Source organism: Kitasatospora sp. NPDC101183 (assembly GCF_044767945.1).
GTDB lineage: Bacteria > Actinomycetota > Actinomycetes > Streptomycetales > Streptomycetaceae > Kitasatospora.
On the sequence record NZ_JBIWOW010000023.1, the window covers coordinates 108,843 to 126,280 of the forward strand.

Genomic DNA, 17,438 nt, shown 5'->3' on the forward strand with positions numbered 1-17,438 from the left:
CCTGAACCTCAGGACGCCCGCGCCGTCGCCGGCAGGGTGGCCAGTGCCGCCAGGGCGGCGGACTCGCCGTCGGCGTAGTCGTGCGTGCGGGCGGTGCGCAGCGCCTCCGCGAGGTGGTGCTGCGCCTGTTCGGGCTGGCCGGTGGCGGCCAGGGCGCGCCCGTAGAGGGTGTGCAGCACGACGTGGCGCAGCGCCGGGAAGGGCGGCTCGGCGAGGGCGAGGCCGCGCGAGGCGTGGTACGCGGCCTCGACGTGGGCGCCGACGGTGAGGCAGTGCTCGGCGAGGTGCTGGCGGGCCAGGGCGGTGAGGTCGCGCCGCCCGCCGCGCTCGGTGAGGGCCAGGGCCCGGGTGAGCAGGCCGTGGATGCGGGCCAGCCGGTCGCCGCGGACGAGGGCCACGGCCAGGTTGATCAGGGCGACGGCCTCGCCGGTGATGTCGCCGGCGCGGGCGGCGAGGTCGGGGGCGCGCTCCAGCTGGGCGAGGGCCTCCTCGTGCCGGCCCTCCTCGGTGAGCACCCAGCCGAGCAGGGCCCGGGCGCGGGACTGCGCGCCGTGGTCGTGGTCGGCCTCGGCGGCAGCCAGGCCCTGTTCGAGCAGCGGCGCCCAGCCGTCCCGGACCTGCCAGACGATCAGCGGCCACTGGAGCAGGACGAGCCGCCAGGCCCGGTCGTTGAGCCCGACCGCGACGGCCGCCTCCACCGCGCCGCGCAGGGTGTCGCGCTCGGCGGCGTACCAGGCCAGCGCGGCGGCGCGGTCCGGGAACGGGCGGACCTCGGCGGGCCGTCGGGCGCCCGGGGGCGGCCCGCAGCAGGGCTCGCTGCCCGGTTCGGCGGCGGCGCTGGCGGCGAGCAGGGTGCCGAGCAGGTGGTCGAGCAGCCGGGGCAGGGCGTCGGTGTCGCCCTCGGCCGGCAGACTGCGGGCGTACAGCCGGACGAGGTCGTGCAGGGTGTACGCGTCCTGGCCGGTCTCGGTGATCAGGTGCGCGGCGGCGAGCTGGTCCAGGGCCTCGACGGCGCGGTCCAGCCGGCATCCGGCGATCGCCGCGGCGGTGCGGCTGTCCAGGGTGGTGCCGGTGTGGGCGCCCAGGCGGTGGAACATCCGGCGGGCGGGCTCGGCGAGGTGCTCGACGGTGAGGCCGAGGGTCGCGGCCAGGCTGGTGTCCTCCACGTTGAGCAGGCTCAACCGGCGCTGCTCGTCCGCGAGTTCCTCGGCCAGGGCGGCGATGCCCCGGGCCGGGCAGCTGGCGATCCGCGCGGCGGCCAGGCGCAGGGCGAGCGGCAGCCCGTCGCAGAGGGAGGCGAGCCGGGCGGCGGCCTCGGGTTCGGCGGAGACGAGGTCGGGGCCGAGGGTGTCGGAGAGCAGGGTGATGGCGCGCGGCGGGCACAGCTCGGCCAGGGGCACAAGCCGGGCGGCGTCGGTGGCGACCAGTCCGGCGAGGCGGTCGCGGCTGGTGACGACGGTGACGCAGCCGTCGCCCTCGGGCAGCAGCGGGCGGACCTGGTTGGAGTGCCGGGCGTTGTCGAGCACGAGCAGCATCCGCCGCCCGTACGTGAGTTCGCGGTAGCGGGCGCTCATGCCCTGGTACGAGCCGGGCATCTGCTCGGCGGGCACGCCGAGGGCGAGCAGCAGTTCGCGCAGCACGGCACCGGTGTCCCGGGCGGGGATCGGGCTGTAGCCGCAGAGGTCGACGAAGAGCCGGCCGTCGGGGAAGTCGGCCTGGCGGCGGTGCGCCCAGTACCCGGCGAGGGCGGTCTTGCCGACGCCGGCGCTGCCGGTGACGACGGCGATCGCGCCGGGGGCGGAGGTGGCCCGGTCGAGGGCGACGAGTTCCTCCTCCCGGCCGGAGAACCCCCGCGGGCGCCGGGGGAACAGGTGCGGGGACAGGACGGGCGGGGGCGGCGGGTTGCCGGTGCCGCTGGACTGGGTGGGGACGGGCACGGGCGGGGCGACGGCCGCCTCCGCCCGCTCGACGGCCGCCGGGGTCGGCGGCGGGGAGCAGAGCAACGCCGCGTGCGCGGCGGCGAGTTCGGGGCAGGGGTCGACGCCGAGTTCCTCGGCGAGGGTGCGCCGGGTGCGGTGGTACAGCTCCAGGGCCTCGGCGCGGCGCCCGGCCCGTCCGAGGGACTTGAGCAGGGCGATGACCATCCGCTCGCGCAAAGGGTCCCTGGCCACCTCGGTGCCGAGCACCCGGGCGGCCTCGCCGTGGCGGCCGAGCAGGCCGTGGGCCTGGGCCAGCTCCTCGACGGCGGCGAGCCGCAGCTCCTCCAGCCCGTGGGCGGCGGCCTCCAGCGGCGGGCTGGTGGTGGTGCCGGCGAGCGCGGGCCCGCGCCACAGGGTGAGGGCCTTGTCGAGGACGAAGACGGCCTCGGCCGGGTCGGCGCCGGTGCGGGCGCGGCGCAGCAGGTGCTCGAAGCGGTGGGCGTCGACGGCGAGCGCGGGCGTGCGCAGGAGGTAGGCGTTGCCCTCGGTGAGGAGTTCGACGCCGCGTTCGGCCGCGCCGAACTCGGCGAGGAGGGTCCGCAGTTGGGAGACGTGGCCCTGGACGACCGTCCGGGAGTGCCGGGGCGGGTCGGTCTCCCACAGGGCCTCGGTGAGCTGCTCGACGGTGACGGGCGCGCCCGCGTGCAGGGCCAGCATGGCGAACAGGCTTCGCCGCTTGACCGGGCCGAGGGGCAGGTCGCGACCGTCCTGCGTCACCGCCGTGACCGCACCCAGAACCCGGAAATCCACCCCGCGCCACCTCGTTGCTTGCTGACCTGACAGGTCCGCGACTATAGGCCAGTCAGTGGCTATATGCCAGTCACCGACTGGTCCAACCGTAGGCCGGTGACATGAACAACAGGTGGACGCGTACGACCCGCCTTCCGGTTCCCCGGTTGCGGCACGGATTCAACGGGGTGGCGGTGGCCCGCGTCACTCGGCGGCGTCCCCGGCGGGCGCGGGGACGGGCTGCGCGGCGGGCGCCGGCGCCGAGGCGGTCTCCAACCGGGCCAGCCGGGGCACGAGCAGCACGCAGGCCAGCAGGACGGCGCCGCCGAGCACGACCGGCACCCGGACCTCGGTGGCGGCGGCGATCCAACCGCTCAGCGCCGTACCGACGATGATGCCGAGTCGGCTGAGCATCATGTAGCAGCTGTTGACCCGGCCGAGCAGCTCCTTGGGCACCGCCTGCTGGCGCAGTGAGGTGGCCTGCACGTTCCAGATCACCAGCCCGAAGCCCGCGACGAGGTGGAAGAGGGCGGCCATCTCCCAGGTGGGGGAGAGGCCGATGACGATCCAGGCCACGCCCATCAGGCCGAAGGCGAGGGCGATCCGCAGCCCCCGGCCGATCTTGAGCGCCAGCCGCCCGGCGACGGCGCTCGCGACGGTGCCGCCGATGGCGCTGGCGGCCAGCACCAGGCCGTACACCGTGGCGGGGGCGTCCAGCGTCCGGGTGACGAGCAGGACGAGCATGGTGTTCGCCATGAAGAAGGACATGGCGCCGAGCGCGGAGACGATGGTGAGCAGCCGCACCTCGCGGTTGTCGAACAGCCAGCGCACGCCCTCGCGTATCTCGGCGGACATCCGCCGGTCGCTGCGCGGGGCGACCCGGCCGGAGCGGCCGGTGGCGGCGACGAGCAGGGCGGCGACGATGAAGGAGACGCCGTCGAGGCCGAACGGGACCCAGACGGCCGCGGCGAACAGCGCGGTGCCGATGGTGGGGCCGAGCAGGTTGCCGCCGACGATGACGCTGCCGTGCATCCGCCCGTTCGCGGTGTCGAGCTGGTCCTGCCGCACGACGTCGGGAAGGGCGGAGGTGGAGGCGTTCATGAATATCGTCTCGCCGCATCCGAGGACGAAGGCGAGGACCGCGAGCACGGCCAGCGGGGGAGTGGCGAGAAAGGCCCATGCGGCGAATGCCACGACGATCGCTCCGCGGGCGAAGTCGATGGTCCACATCAATCGCCGGCGGTCGTAGCGGTCGGCGATGACGCCGCTGTGGAGGGACATCACGAGCCAGGGCAGGGTGGCCGCGGCTCTGACGAGGGCGACCGCCGCGGGCGAGTCGGAGAGCGACGCCGCGAGCAGGGGGAGGGCCGCGTCCCGCATGCCGTCACCGACCGAGGAGATGGTCGATGCGGACCACAACAGGTGGAACTTCCTGCCCAGTTGGGCCGTGCTGCGCGGTGGCGGGGTGTCCAGGCTCGTTGGCGTCACCGGTGCAGTATGGCATGGCCTCCTCAGCTGGAGGAGGGCTTTCACCGACCCCCCAGGAACGCCCGGCGGACCCTCGGCCGACCTTGGGTCGTCCCCCCTGACGGAGTGTGCGCCGGATCGGTGACGGTGCTCAGTTGTCGTCCGATCTGTCTTGTCGGCAATGTTCCATTGGTCCGCGTCCAATGGGCTGAGATATGAAGGAAATGCGACGGAAACCCGGCCGCGTTGCACGTTTCGAGTGGTGTACCGACCAGAAAATCGGACCTCGTCGAATCACCTCACGAAAGACGGGACTTCACCGCGCAGCGGGGTGGGGGCGTCGAGCCCCCGCCCCGCTGTCGCACGACCGTCACATGAGCCCGGCCAGCCCCTTGGTCAGGGTCGCCAGCCCGCCCGCAAGGGCCAGCCCGAGCACCACCCGGCGGGCCTGCCGCTCCTCGACCCGGCCCGCCAGCACATGGCCCACGGCGGTGCCGAGGATGAGCGCCCCGGCCGTCACCGCCCAGGCGGGCGGGGCGAGATGGGGCAGGCCCTTGACCGTGAGCGACAGGGCGTTCACCACCACGCCGTACAGCTGGGCGTTGGGCACGAACTCCCGGGCCGTCCAGCCGGTGTTCACCGCGTACAGCGAGACGGCCGGACCGCCCACCCCGGCGGCCGAGTTCATGAACCCGCTGGTCGCGCCCGCCGCCACCGCCCCTCCCACCCCGCGCAGCGAGGGCGCCCGGACGCCCCGGATCACCAGCAGCACGGCCGCGCTCACCAACCCGCCGATGATCAGCAGCAGTTGGGGCGCGGGCACCTTCGCCGCCAGCCAGGACCCGGCCGGGACGGTGCACGCGGCGGCGGCGATCAGCGGCACCATCGTGCGCGGACGCACCTGCCGCCAGGTGGTGGCCAGACCGACCGCGCTGATCACCCCGGCCGCGAGGTTGGAGAGCGTCACCCCCTGGCCCGGCCCCAGCAGCAGCACCAGGACGGGCGCCGCCACCAGCGCGAAGCCGATCCCGGCGAGGCGCTGCACGGAGGCGCCGAGGAGTACGGCGAGGCCGAGGAGAGCGACGGACACGGTGGCGTCCTCTCTAGTGCTGGGCCCCGGTGGAGAGGGAGAAGTCCGCGAACCAGGCGTGCTGGGTGGAGGCCGGGCCCCAGCTGGTGTCGTGGCCGCCGTAGAAGGTGGAGAACAGCACGCCGCCGAAGGGGAGCCCGGCGATGCCGCTCGCCGTGCCGGAGGCGTGGTGGACCTGGCGGCCGTCGTACCAGACGGTGATGTCGCCGGTGGAGCGGTCGACGAGCTGCTCCACGGTGTGCCAGTGGTCGTCGGCCTGGAAGTGCCAGTCGCCGAGGCCCTCGTCCACGCCGTAGCCGGTGGGCCCGGAGTTGGTGGGCGTGTAGAGGTAGACCTCGCCGTTGTCCGGGGTGCCCTTGGCGGCGCGCCACATGTACCGGGTGGACCAGCCGGAGCCGTGGGTGCCGCCGGACTCCTCGCCGATCCTCCCGCCGTAGAGGCCGGGCAGCTTGCCGGCCTTGCCCCAGTCGCGGCCGGCGGGGAACTTCACGGCGTACTTGAGGTCGAGGACGGGGCTCTGGGCGAGGGCGGACAGGCCGAGGCTGTTGAGGTCGGTGTAGAACTGGCCGCCGCCGGGGTTGGGGCAGTCGGTGCAGGAGTTGGCGGAGGACCCCGCGCCGTACGTCACCTGGAGCGCGCCGCCCGCGCCGGGCGCGGACGGGTCCTCGACGGCGGCGAAGTCGGCCGCGCCCCAGGCGCCCTGGTCCACCGCGCCCCACGCGTGCTTCCACTGCGCGCTGCCGAAGTCGCGGAACTCCCCGCGCCAGGCCACCGCGCCGGGGGCCACGGAGACGGCCGCCACCGGGGTGGCCGCCGCCGCCGCGTGGGAGTGCGCGTGCGAGGGGGAGGCGGCGCAGCCGGCGGCCGTGATCAGGGCCAGGGCGGCGAGAGCGGCGGTGCGCCCGGGGCGGCGGTTCATGGGGCTCCTCGGTCGAGGTTCGAGTTCGCACCGATGATGCCCCATCCGGTGGTGGGCCCGTGAGCCGGTTTCACGGGACAGGAGGTGCGGCGGCGGCCTCCCGGGCGAACGGGAAGCGGCCCGCCGGACGAACCGGCGGGCCGCTGTGAACGATTTCCCAGGGGGCGATCAGGGCGTGGTCAGGGGGTGATGCAGACCGCCCAGGCGACCAGGTCGGTGGGGACGCTCCCGTGGTTGGAGCCCGTGACGATCCACCAGTCGATATCGGGAACGGAGTTGACGACGGTGACGTCCTGGGCATTGTTCTCGAAGCCGCCTCCCCCTCCGGTGAGTACGGTGCCCGCCGGGCAGTGTGCGGCGGCTGAGCGGTCCTCTCCCGGGGGAACCGACTCGGGGGTGCCGCTGACGCCGGTGGACGTGAACTTCGGTGCGGCGGTGACTTTCGGGGAGGACTCACGGGGCCCGGTGTCCTGTGCGGCGGAGATCCCCGCACCGGCGGCCAGGGCCACCAGGGACGCGAGGGCGGCCATGCGGATGCGCTTCAACTCGATCTTCCTTTGCTGTGTCGATTCGGAGGCGCACTACATTTCCCGCCGTTCCCGACGGAAAGCGCGGTGTACCTCAGGCAGCGCAAGAGGAATCGATTCTCCGGCACCCTTTCGGACGGGCCGGGTCGGATGATCTGACCAGCTGCCACGATCGATGGCGGGAGTAAAAATGTGCGATCGTATTCGAACCTCATGCGATTTTCGGCTGATCACTGTCACACACTCAAGTGAATGCGCCGGAAGCCCCGGACGTGGACGACCGGTTCTCCGCTCTCCTGGGGGCTCCAGTCCGGATCGGGCTTATGCCCGCCGTCGATGGGAGTGAGGCCTTGGCAGGAACGAGGAACCGAACGCGGAGAGTCGCCTGGGGCGCGACCGCCGCCGTCGCCGTCGCGGGCGCGGGGCTGCTCACCGTGGCACCGGCCGCCTACCCGCAGGCGGGGGACGGCACGGTCACCGTGCGGGTGGTCAGGGCCGTGGACGCCGGCGGGGTGTGGACGCCCGGGCTGGAGCCTGGGATCGGGGGCGTGAAGGTCGAGCTCACGGACGACACGGGCGCGGGCATCGAGGGGACGACCGCGCCCGACGGGACGGTGACGCTCGCGCCCGCCGGCTCCGCGCTCACGGGTGGCAAGTACCGCGTCCAGGTGGTGAATCCGAAGCCGGGCGTACTCTTCCCGGCCTTCGCCTCCCGCCAGGGCCTGGACGGCGCGCCCGACCAGCTTTCCAGCAACGAGGAGTTCGTCGACCTCTCCGGGGGCAAGACGGTCTCCTACACCACCGGGCTCTGGAGCCCCGGGGACTACTGCCAGAAGAACGCCACTCTGGTGACGACCTGTCAGCATCCTCCCAGGGAAGGCGAGTTGGCGCGCACCCTGGTCTCCTTCCCGTACGGCGCGCGCGGCCAGGACGGCGTGAACGTCCACGTCACGGACATCGCCACCGAGGCCGAGACCGGCAACCTCTTCGGCATCGCCTGGAACAAGGCCGACAAGCGGGTGTTCTCCGCCGCCTCGGCCAAGCGCACCACCGCCTACGGCCCCGGCGGGCCCGGCGCGATCTACGTCACCGACCCGGCGACGAAGGCGACGTCACTCTGGACGACCGTGCCCGACGCCGGCACCACCGCGCACGGGCCGGGCAGCGACGACGCCTTCCTGGTCGCCGCCGGGCGCGAGAGCCTCGGCGGCATCAAGATCACCGACGACGGCAAGGACCTCTTCGTCGTCAACCTCCACGACCGCACGCTGTACCGCTACGACGCGAGCGCCCCCACCGCGGCCGCGCCCGAGGCCTCGTACCCGATCCCCGACCCGGGCTGCCCGGCGGCCGTCGACTGGCGCCCCTTCGGCCTCGGCCTCCAGGACGGCCTCGGGTACCTCGGCGGCGTCTGCTCCGGCGAGTCCACCGGGCAGCGCTCCGACCTGCGCGCGGTCGTGCTGCCGTTCGACCCGGCCACCGGCGCGTTCCGCAAGCCCGTGCTGGACCAGAAGCTGGACTACCCGCGCGGCTCCACCCTCGGCGGCGGCCCCTGCGACGGCGCCGGCTGGTTCCCCTGGCAGGACACCTTCCCGACCTCGCAGAACGGCAAGGCCTGCGGCACCTACCTCGCCAACCCCGAACCGGAGTTGGGCGAGATCGCCTTCGAGACGGACGGCTCGATGCTGCTCGCCTTCCGCGACCGCTTCGGCGACATGTCGGCCGCCGACCCGACCGGCGCCTCCATCGCCAAGGTGCTGACCGGCGGCGACCTCAACAAGGCCTGCCCCGCCGACGGCGCGTACGTCATGGACGTCAACGAGGGCTGCGGCCTCTCCCCGCGCGGCAAGCGCTTCTTCGACACCAGCAGCCTGGTCTCCCACCACAACGCGGGCATGGCCGGGATGGCGCTGTCCAAGGTGGAGAACACCATCGCGCTCTCGGCCTTCGACCCGAACAACGCGGCGTACGGCTACGGCACCGAGTTCGTCCAGCGCGACGGCAAGCGGGACCCGACGTACGGGCTCCAGCTCAACCCGCCCTGGCAGTCGGGCACGCTCCCGCCGTTCGGCAAGGGCGCCTCCATGGGCGACCTCGAAGTGCTCTGCGACCGGGCGCCGCTGCAGATCGGCAACCGGGTCTGGTACGACCCCGAGCGCAAGGGCGTCCAACTCCCGGGCCAGAAGCCGGTGGAGGGCGCCACCGTCCACCTCTACGACGGGTCGGGGAAGCTCGTCGGGACGACCAGGACCACCAAGCGCGGGGAGTACTACTTCGACGACTCCGACGTGGAGGGCGGGCTCAAGCCCGGGGCGACGTACACGATCAGGCTGGACGAGCCGGCCGACTACGCCAAGGGCGGGCCGCTCCACGCGTGGGTTCCGACGGCGGCGAACGTCGGGGACAACCGGTTCGTCGACTCCAAGGGCGTCGTCCCGACCGGGGGGACGTACCCCGAGCGGGTGCTGACCACCGGCGGGCCCGGGGAGAACGACCACACCTACGACTTCGGGTTCCGCCGGCAGGAGGGCGCGGTCAACGTCCTCAAGCACGACCAGGACGGCCGGCCGCTCGCGGGCGCGACCTTCCAGCTGTGGAAGAAGTCCGGTGACGGCGGCGGCCTCCAGACGGCGGGCGCGCAGCCGGACGCCAAGGTGGGCGACCCCTGCACCACCGGCGCCGACGGCCTCTGCCGGGGCAGCGGGGAGGTCGGCACGTACTACTGGCAGGAGTTGAGCCCGTCGAAGGGGTACGCGGCGCCGGACAGCACGGTCTTCGGGCCGCTGGTGCTCACACCGGACAACCTGACGGACGGGGTCTCGGTGACGGCCGTCAACACGCTGATCCCGACGCCGAGTTCGAGCGCCACCCCGCCGGACGAGCCCTCGCCCCCGGCGCCCTCCCCCTCACCGCCGCCCTCGGCCCCGGCTCCGGCCACGCCTCCCGCGCCGCCGTCGCACGGTTCGCTGCCGTCCACGGGCGCGGGCTCCGGGATGCCGCTGGCCCTGGCGGGCGCCGTCGCGCTGACGGGTGCGGGCGGGCTGCTGGTGCTGGCCGCGCGCAGGCGGCGGGCGCGGCACCGGTAGTCGCGCAGGACGGCGGACGGCGGGCGGGCCCTGCGGTTCAAGGCCCGCCCGCCTGCCGTCACTTCGGGGGCGCGGGCACCGCCGAGGGGTCGGCCGGAAGCCCGTACGCCGCCGGGTCCACCGGGCCGGGCAGGTCCGTCGCCGGGCGGGCCGGGGCGTTCGGGTCCGGCAGCGAGGGCTGCGCCGGCGGCGCGGGCACCTGGCTGAACGGCACCCCGGGCGGCGCCTGGACGGAGGTGGCGCGGCCCTGCGCCAGCTGCCCCCGGCCCTGGCCGCCGCAGCCGGCCAGCGCCTCCAGGCCGTCCGGGCTCTGCGAGGCGGGCTGGTTGCCGCCGAAGCAGTTGCCCGGATCGGCGGAGGCCAGCACCAGGTCCGTACCGTTCCCGGTGACTCTGTTGCCCTCGACGCGGTTGCCGCTCGCCGGGTGCCCCGGAGGGTCGGTGACGAGGACGCCCGCGGCGCGGTTGCCCTGGACGAGGTTGCGCTGCACCTGGTTGTTCGTGCCGCCGCCGATGCCGATCCCGATGCCGAACCCACCGTCCGCCTGCTGGGGCGTCTCGGCGGCGTTGTTGTCCGTCACCACGTTGCCGACGATGATCGCGCCGCGCTGCGGGGCCAGCGCCTCCAGGTCGTTGGAGTTGAGGGTGATGCCGACCCGGTTGGCGTTGACCTTGTTGCCCGCGAAGACGAGGTTCTCCGAGGCGTTGGTGATCTCGATGCCCACCGCGTTGTGCTCGACGGTGTTGCCGCGCACCAGGGTGTCGCAGGGCTTGCACTGGCCCACGTAGATGCCCGAGTCGGCCTGCCCGGAGGCGTACGAGTCCTCGATCACGCCGCCCCGGGCGTCGAAGGCGTAGATGCCGTACAGGCCGTTGTCGTAGGCCGTCACCCGGGACGCCCGGAAGCCCTGGACGACGGGGAAGCGGGCGGTGTCCAGCGGGTTGTAGGCCGAGCCGCCGGCGCCGTGCTGCTGGAGGCGCTCGTCGGTGACGCCGGTGAACAGCACGCCGTTGGCCAGGTAGTTGCGCACCGTCAGGTTCTCCACCACCGAACCGGCGCCCGTGACGGTGACCCCGTTGACGAGACGCAGCCCGCCGTCCAGGACCACGGTGTTGCGCTCGCTGCCGCGCAAAACCACGCGGGGTTTGGAGATCCGCACGCTCTCGCGGTAGACGCCCGGGTCGACCAGCACGGTGTCGCCCTCGCGCGCGACGTCCACGGCCTGCTGGATCGTCGGGAAGTTCTGCGGGACTCGAACGACCGTACCGTCCGGGTGCTTCGCGTCGGCGCTGGAACCCGAGCCCGAGGAGGAGCATCCGGTGAGCGCGAGGGCGGCGGCGAGCAGGCACAGGAGGGTCGTCCGTGTGCGCAGTTGACGATACGTCAAGATTTGCATGAATGGTGTTCTATCGTCTCCAATGTGCTCCATGCATGCCGAAGGCGGAAAGGCGAGGAAAGAGGGCGGGGTGGACCGCAGGGCTCTGCTCGCGGGAGGGGCGCTGCTGGCCGCGGGTGCGGGCGTGGGGGTCGGGGCGTTGGTGCGGGGGCCGGAAACGGCGGGCGTCGCGCTCCCGGTGCCCCCCTCCGCCGTGCCGTTCCACGGGCCGCGGCAGGCCGGGGTCACCGCCCCGCAGGAGCCGGCCACCCAGCTGCTCGCGTACGACCTCGCCCCCGCCGCCACCTCCGACGGGCGGACGGCGCTACGGGCTCTGCTCGCGGACCTCACCCGGCTGCTCGCCGAGGCCGTCGGCGGGACGGCCGCCGACGCGCGGCTCGCGGGCGGCGCACCGGCGTCCCGGATCAGCAGCCTGGTCGGCATCGGGCCCGGGCTGGCCGGGCGCCTCGGGCTCGGCGTCCCCGCCGGGCTCGCCGACCTGCCCGCCTTCCCCGGCGACCGGCTCGACCCGGCGCGCGGCGGCGGGGACCTGGTCCTCCAGCTCTGCGCGGCCGACCGCTGGCCGCTGTCCGTCCTCGCCGAACAGCTCACCGGCGCCGTCGCCGCGAAGGGCGGGGCCCTGCGGTGGGCGCAGTCCGGGTTCCTCCCGCGCACGCCCACCGGCACCACCCCGCGCAACCTCTTCGGGTACAAGGACGGCACGGCCAACCCCGGCGAGGGCGACGCCGAGCAGTGGGTCTGGGGCCCGCCCGGGCCGCACGAACACGGGACGGTGCTCGTCTACCGGCGCATCCGGATGGACATCGGCGCCTTCGCCGCCCTCCCCGAGGCGGGCCGCGACCAGGCCATGGGCCGCCGCCTCGGCGACGGCGCCCCGCTCACCGGCACGGCCGAGCACGACGAGCCGGACATCTACACCAAGAACCCCGACGGCTCCTACGTCCTGCCCGCCACCGCCCACGTCCGCCTCAGCAGCCCCCGCCTCGACGGCGGCGCCCGCATCCTCCGGCGGGGCTACAGCTACGACGACGGTCCGACGGACCGGGGGCTGTTGTTCTGCGCCTTCATGCGCGACCCGGCCCAGTTCACGCGCATCCAGTCCCGCCTCGCCGCGAAGGACGCCCTCAACCCCTTCCTGGAGCACACGGCCTCCGCCGTCGCCTACGTTCTCCCGGGCGTCGAGGAGGGCGGCGCCCTCGGCGACCGGCTCTGGTCGTAGCCGCCGCGCTGTCCGCCCCGCGCCCGGCACCTGCCGGGCGCGGGGTGCGGGGTGCGGGGGCGATTCGCCTCTCCCGTAGGGCGGTTGCGGCCGCGCCCGGCCGCCCCCCGCCCCGCGCCCCGGTGTCGCGTGCTACCAGGCCGCCGGGAGCGTGGCCGGGCTGCGGGTGGTGGTGCCGAGGCGCCAGGAGGTGGCCGTGGGGGCGGTGAGGTGGAGGGTGGGGAGGGCGGTGGCGAGGCGCTGGAGGGATTCGCGCATCTCCAGGCGGACGAGCCAGGCGCCGACGCAGTAGTGGGGCCCGGCGCTGAAGGCGAGGGTGGGGGCGGTGAGAGGGAGGGCGAGGTCGGCGTCGAGGCCGTGGGGGTGGACGGCGGGGTCGCGGTTGGCGCTGCCGAGGCTGAGGGCGACGACGGCGCCGGCCGGGATCGCGGTGCCGCCGAGGTCGAGGGGGGCGGTGGTGCGGCGGATGGTGTGCTCGTCGTCGCCGAGCGGGATGAAGTGGCAGAGGCGTTCGGTGGTGCGCTCGGCGACCTCGGGGTCGCCGAGGCGCGGCCAGTGGCCGGCGCGTTCGCCGAGCAGGTAGAGCAGGGCGTTGCCGAGGGCGCCGGTGATGCTCTCGTTGCCGCTCGCGATGAGCCCGCAGACGAGGTGGACGAGCGACTCCTCCGGGATCCCGCCGTCCTCGTCGGCGGCCCGGACGAGCCGGCTGACGAGGTCCTCGCCCGGTTCCCGCCGTCGCCGTTCCATCAACTCCCCGGTGAAGGCGGAGAATTCGGCGACCCCCTCCGGGTCCGGCTCCGATTCCTCGCCCTGCGCGAGCACGGCGTGCGCCCAGCGCCGCAGCCGTTCCTCCTCGACGAGCCCGTCCAGCCCGGTGAGCCGGTCGGTGACGGCGAAGGGTACGGGCCGGGTGAAGGCGGTGATCAGGTCGGCGGGCGGGCCCGCCGTGACGAGCGCGTCGACGGCCCGCTGGACGGCCTCGGCGACCCACGGCTGCCATCCGGCGATGGCGCGCGGGGTGAAGGCGCGCTGGAAGGTGGCGCGCAGGCGGCGGTGGGCGGCGCCGTCCTGGTTGAACAGGGAGGCCGGGTTGCCGGAGACCTCGGCGGTGGGCCCGACCGCGCCGACCTGGTGCAGGTCGGCGCGGGTGAGCCGGGGGTCGCCGAGGGCCTGTTTGACGTCGTGGTAGCGGGTGACGAGCCAGGCGGGGGTGCCGTCGGCGAGGGTGGTCGGCCGGGGTGCCGCGGCGGGGGCCACGGGCAGCCGGTGCAGGGGCGGGAGCGTCGCGGACATGGGTCCCTTCGGGGTGGCGTTCCGTCGGCACGCCATCTCCAGCCCCAACTGTCATATTTTCAGCGGGACTTGTGGAGAAGCAGCCGACTCATCCGATTCGACCCGATGGTATCCGAACCGTCCCCCGTCCCCGGGCGGAAGGAACGGCCCCAGCGCGCCGAGCACGGCCCCGAGGCAGGCGTCCCGCAGCTCGACCCGGGTGCAGGTCTCCTCCGTCAGCCAGTCCAGGACGAGCACCCGCACGAACACCAGCCAGCTGCTGAGGACGTGGGAGACGGCCGGCCGCGCCGCCTCGTCCGCCAGGGGCAGCGCGCCGAGCAGGCGCACGCGGAGCTCGTCCAGCTCCTCCGTGATGATCGTCCGGATCACGACGTCCCCGGCGAGCTGCCGGTTCGCGGCGAGCACGGCGTGCCGGTTGGCGATGAAGTAGTCGAGGTGGGCGTCCAGACCCTCGACGAGCTGTTCGGCGAGGCTGTCGCCGGGGTCGAGCCGGGTGCGGACGAGCAGGTCGGCGGAGGCCTGCCGGAAGACGGCGGCGAACAGCTCGGGCTTGCTCGGGAAGTGACGGTAGAGCAGGGCGCGGGAGACGCCGGCCCGCTCGGCGATCTCCTCCATCAGCACCTCCTCGTACGGCCGTTCGGCGAACAGCCGGGCGCCGACGCCGAGCAGGTGGGCGCGGCGCCGATCGGGGGAGAGGCGGCGTCGGCGTTCGGGAACTGACATGCGGCACAGGGTACTTGACACGTGTCCACATGCGCGGGCTAGCTTGGTAGACACTTGTCAACAAGCCCGACGAGACAGGCAAGACGGACGAGACGGAGGGTGGGACATGGCCGGGGCGCTGAGGCTGCTCGCATGGGTGATGGGCGTCGCCTGCGTGGCGATCGGCATCGAGCACGTCCTCCTGGGCAACGCCGCGATCCCCGGCGGCGCGGGCGCCGACCCGACGATGGACAGCTTCGGCCGCTTCATGGGCGCGGTCTTCGCCGGGTACGGCGCCGCCTGGATCTGGGCCGTGCGGCAGCGGCCGGTGCCCGCGTGGGCGGTGCGGTGGCTGGCCGGGGTGTTCCTGCTGGGCGGCCTCGGCCGGGTGCTGTCGGTGGCGGTGAAGGGGTGGCCGGACGCCTTCCAGGTCGTCCTGATGGTGATCGAACTCGGCCTGGCCCCGGTCTACTTGTGGCTCGCTGATGCGGATCAGCGGGCGGCCGCCGCCACCCGCCGCTCCTAGAGCCCGATGCCCGCCATCACCTCCGCGAGCGCCTCCGGCCGGTCCGCGACGGAGGCCGCCGAGCCGGTGAACGCCACGTACCCGTCCGGCCGGACGAGCACGACGGCCGGGCCGCTCGGCCCGTACGCGCGAGCGGCGTGCCCCTGCGGATCGCGCACCGTCACCCGGCGCAGCCCGGGGCGCTCGGGCAGCGGGAGGTCCGTGTCGAAGGCGAGCAGCGTGGCCTGCGGTCCCCGGAGGAGGTCGAACAGCCGGGTCGGGGTGCCGGAGGCGGTGGCGACGGGCGCGTCCGGGGCGCGGTCGCCGGCGCGGACGCCCGTCGCCTCGTCCAGGTCGCGGCCGAGCGGGCCGCCCCGGTAGCCGACGGACAGGCCGGTGAAGTCGGCGCCCGTGGCCGACTGGGTGGTGAACTGCCGGGTGATGGTCCGGGCACCGCCGTCGCTGAACAGCGCCCGGTGCTGGGCGGAGGAGGCCGCGAGGACCCCGGTGGCGACGGGCAGGCGCTCGGCCTCGTAGCTGTCGAGCAGGGCGTCGGGCGCGCCGCGCAGCACGGCGGCGAGCTTCCAGCCCAGGTTGTGGGCGTCTCCGACACCGGTGTTGAGGCCCTGGCCGCCCGCCGCCGAGTGGCAGTGCGCGGCGTCCCCGGCGACGAAGACGCGGCCCGCCCGGTAGCGGTCGACCATCCGTACGGTCGGGCGCCAGACGGTGGACCAGGTCGGCTCGTGCAGCCGGACGCCGGGCAGGCCGGCGCGCTCGGCGAACAGCCGCTCGAAGGTCGCCAGGTCGGGGGCGGGCGTGCGGCCGTGTTCGTCCGGTTCGGTCCGGGCGTGCACGGCCCAGGTGTCGTCGGCCCGCATCGGCATGAGGCCCAGGGCGCCGGCGCCCATCCCCTCGTACGTCCAGATGTGCAGGAAGTCCGGGTCGAGGCCCTCCACCCGCAGGGAGGCGAGCAGGAAGCGCTCCTCGTCCCAGGTCTCGCCGAGGAACGTGAAACCGGCCTGCTTGCGGACGGCGCTGCGGCCGCCGTCGCAGCCGACCAGGTAGCGGGCGCGCAGGGCGCGGGGCTCGCCGGCGCGGTGGACGGTGGCGAGGACGGCGTCGTCGCCCTGGGTGAACTCGACCAGCTCGCTGTCGAGTTCGACCTTCACCCCGTACTCGGCGAGCCGATCGCGCAGCACCGCCTCGGTGTGGTGCTGGGCGATCAGCAGCATGGCGCCGTACGGGCGGTCCGGGGTGGGCGGCCTGCCGGCCGACCCGACGGGCTCCTCGCCGAGCACCTGCTCGCCCCGGTACGTGCGGATGCCGAGGTCCGTCCGGCCGAGGGCGAGCGCCTGCTCGACGACGCCGAGGTCCTCGAAGACCTCCAGGGTCCGGGCGTTGACGCCCCTGCCCCGCACGCCGCGGTCGCGGAAGGCGGGCTCGCGCTCGATGATCCTGCAGTCCACCCCGCCGCGGGCGAGTCCGAGCGCGAGGGCGAGGCCGACCGGCCCGGCCCCGACCACCAGGACCTCGGTCTCCTCCGAGGCCGGTCCCGAGGCCGGTCCCGAGGCCGGTCCCGAGGCCGGTCCCGAGGCCGCTCCCGAGGTCCGTTCCGGCTGGTCGACGGCAGATGTGTGCGTACGCATGGCAGAGCCCCCAGGTCTCCCGGCCGTAAGATACGGCGCGTTTCCTCGTTCGACTGTAGGCTCGCCTCCGTAAGAAACGCAACGTGTCTTCGAGGAGCAGGTGCGCGACCCCATGGCAGGCGAGGACGGACGGCCCGTGCGACGACGCGGCGACGAACTGGAACGGGCGATCCTGGATGCGGCCTGGGCCGAACTGGTCGAGCTCGGCTACGACCGGCTCACCATGGAGGGCGTCGCCGCTCGCGCCCGGACGAGCAAGCCGGTGCTCTACCGCCGCTGGCCCGGCAAGGCGGAGCTGGTCATCGCCGCCCTGGGCCGCGACCTGCCGGACCCCGAGGAGCCGCCGGACACCGGCGAGTTGAGGGCGGATCTGCTGGAGTACCTGCACGCCATGCTGCACCGCTTCGACGGCCTGCCGGGCCGGGCCGTGCACGGACTGCTGATCGACCTGCTGCGGGTGCCCGAACTGCGGGTGCGCTTCCGTGCCGTCCTGGGGGTGCGCGGGCCGGTGGACGGCCTGGCGGTGATGATGCGGCGCGCGGCGGCGCGCGGGGAGATCGACCCGGCCCGGCTCACCCCGCGGGTGATCGCGCTGCCGCTGGACCTCGTGCGCGACGAGTATCTGCTCACCGCCGGGCCGCCCTCGGACGAGGTGGTGGCGGCGATCCTCGACGAGGTGGTGCTCCCGCTGCTGGGTGCGAAGCCCGTTGAGCGGGCGGAGCGGGGCCGGCATACCCCCGAGGGGTAGAAAACGGCGGTGGGGGGGGGCCGGGGGGGGGGGGGGGGCCGGCGGGGGGCCCCCCCGGGGGGGGGGCGGTGGGCGGGGGGCGCCGGGGGGGGCCCGCGCGGCCCCCCCCGGGGGGCCCCCCCCCCGGCGGCG

The 17,438-nt window shown here is 74.5% G+C and carries 13 protein-coding genes; 4 read left to right on the forward strand and 9 right to left on the reverse strand.

Annotation, left to right across the window (positions count from 1 at the left end; all coding sequences use genetic code 11):
• Nucleotides 1–8 precede the first annotated feature (8 nt).
• The 5 genes from ACIRRS_RS28890 to ACIRRS_RS28910 all read right to left on the reverse strand — a co-directional run bounded on the left by ACIRRS_RS28890 (nucleotide 9) and on the right by ACIRRS_RS28910 (nucleotide 6,729).
• Nucleotides 9–2,696, reverse strand: a complete 2,688-nt coding sequence (locus tag ACIRRS_RS28890) for a BTAD domain-containing putative transcriptional regulator (RefSeq protein ID WP_402976551.1) — start codon at nucleotides 2,694–2,696, stop codon at nucleotides 9–11.
• A 216-nt stretch (nucleotides 2,697–2,912) separates the two neighbouring features.
• The gene (locus ACIRRS_RS28895) at nucleotides 2,913–4,196 is read right to left on the reverse strand and encodes an MFS transporter (protein ID WP_402976554.1); all 1,284 of its coding nucleotides are present in this window, start codon (nucleotides 4,194–4,196) and stop codon (nucleotides 2,913–2,915) included.
• A 349-nt stretch (nucleotides 4,197–4,545) separates the two neighbouring features.
• Nucleotides 4,546–5,265 carry a TSUP family transporter gene (locus tag ACIRRS_RS28900; RefSeq protein WP_402976557.1) on the reverse strand — a complete coding sequence of 240 codons (720 nt, stop codon included), beginning with the start codon at nucleotides 5,263–5,265 and terminating at the stop codon, nucleotides 4,546–4,548.
• A 13-nt stretch (nucleotides 5,266–5,278) separates the two neighbouring features.
• Nucleotides 5,279–6,184: a polysaccharide lyase gene (locus ACIRRS_RS28905; protein ID WP_402976559.1), complete on the reverse strand. Its 906-nt coding sequence runs from the start codon at nucleotides 6,182–6,184 to the stop codon at nucleotides 5,279–5,281.
• A 179-nt stretch (nucleotides 6,185–6,363) separates the two neighbouring features.
• Nucleotides 6,364–6,729, reverse strand: coding sequence for a hypothetical protein (locus ACIRRS_RS28910; RefSeq protein WP_402976561.1), 366 nt, complete (start codon nucleotides 6,727–6,729; stop codon nucleotides 6,364–6,366).
• A 332-nt stretch (nucleotides 6,730–7,061) separates the two neighbouring features.
• On the opposite strand from ACIRRS_RS28910, the gene ACIRRS_RS28915 reads away from it, so the two are divergent.
• Entirely contained in the window at nucleotides 7,062–9,797 is a 2,736-nt protein-coding gene (locus ACIRRS_RS28915) for an SdrD B-like domain-containing protein (protein WP_402976563.1), read from the forward strand.
• Nucleotides 9,798–9,855: 58 nt separating this feature from the next.
• Here the strand turns inward: ACIRRS_RS28915 and ACIRRS_RS28920 are convergent, their stop codons facing one another.
• Nucleotides 9,856–11,193, reverse strand: a complete 1,338-nt coding sequence (locus ACIRRS_RS28920; RefSeq protein WP_402976566.1) for a right-handed parallel beta-helix repeat-containing protein — start codon at nucleotides 11,191–11,193, stop codon at nucleotides 9,856–9,858.
• A gap of 70 nt (nucleotides 11,194–11,263) precedes the next feature.
• On the opposite strand from ACIRRS_RS28920, the gene ACIRRS_RS28925 reads away from it, so the two are divergent.
• Nucleotides 11,264–12,412: a Dyp-type peroxidase gene (locus ACIRRS_RS28925; RefSeq protein ID WP_402976569.1), complete on the forward strand. Its 1,149-nt coding sequence runs from the start codon at nucleotides 11,264–11,266 to the stop codon at nucleotides 12,410–12,412.
• Nucleotides 12,413–12,544: 132 nt separating this feature from the next.
• Here the strand turns inward: ACIRRS_RS28925 and ACIRRS_RS28930 are convergent, their stop codons facing one another.
• Together ACIRRS_RS28930 and ACIRRS_RS28935 are read right to left on the reverse strand one after the other, a co-directional pair.
• Nucleotides 12,545–13,705, reverse strand: a complete 1,161-nt coding sequence (locus ACIRRS_RS28930; RefSeq protein WP_402976572.1) for a cytochrome P450 — start codon at nucleotides 13,703–13,705, stop codon at nucleotides 12,545–12,547.
• A gap of 51 nt (nucleotides 13,706–13,756) precedes the next feature.
• The gene (locus ACIRRS_RS28935) at nucleotides 13,757–14,428 is read right to left on the reverse strand and encodes a TetR/AcrR family transcriptional regulator (RefSeq protein WP_402976575.1); all 672 of its coding nucleotides are present in this window, start codon (nucleotides 14,426–14,428) and stop codon (nucleotides 13,757–13,759) included.
• Between the two features lie 106 nt (nucleotides 14,429–14,534).
• Between ACIRRS_RS28935 and ACIRRS_RS28940 the strand changes: the two genes are divergently transcribed.
• Nucleotides 14,535–14,933 carry a DUF4345 domain-containing protein gene (locus tag ACIRRS_RS28940; protein ID WP_402976578.1) on the forward strand — a complete coding sequence of 133 codons (399 nt, stop codon included), beginning with the start codon at nucleotides 14,535–14,537 and terminating at the stop codon, nucleotides 14,931–14,933.
• Here ACIRRS_RS28940 and ACIRRS_RS28945 read toward each other — a convergent pair.
• Nucleotides 14,930–16,672: an FAD-dependent monooxygenase gene (locus tag ACIRRS_RS28945; RefSeq protein WP_402976581.1), complete on the reverse strand. Its 1,743-nt coding sequence runs from the start codon at nucleotides 16,670–16,672 to the stop codon at nucleotides 14,930–14,932. The two genes, ACIRRS_RS28940 and ACIRRS_RS28945, sit on opposite strands and share 4 nt — an antisense overlap.
• Between ACIRRS_RS28945 and ACIRRS_RS28950 the strand changes: the two genes are divergently transcribed.
• Nucleotides 16,671–17,306, forward strand: a complete 636-nt coding sequence (locus ACIRRS_RS28950) for a TetR/AcrR family transcriptional regulator (RefSeq protein WP_402976584.1) — start codon at nucleotides 16,671–16,673, stop codon at nucleotides 17,304–17,306. The genes ACIRRS_RS28945 and ACIRRS_RS28950 overlap by 2 nt on opposite strands.
• Nucleotides 17,307–17,438: the final 132 nt, after the last annotated feature.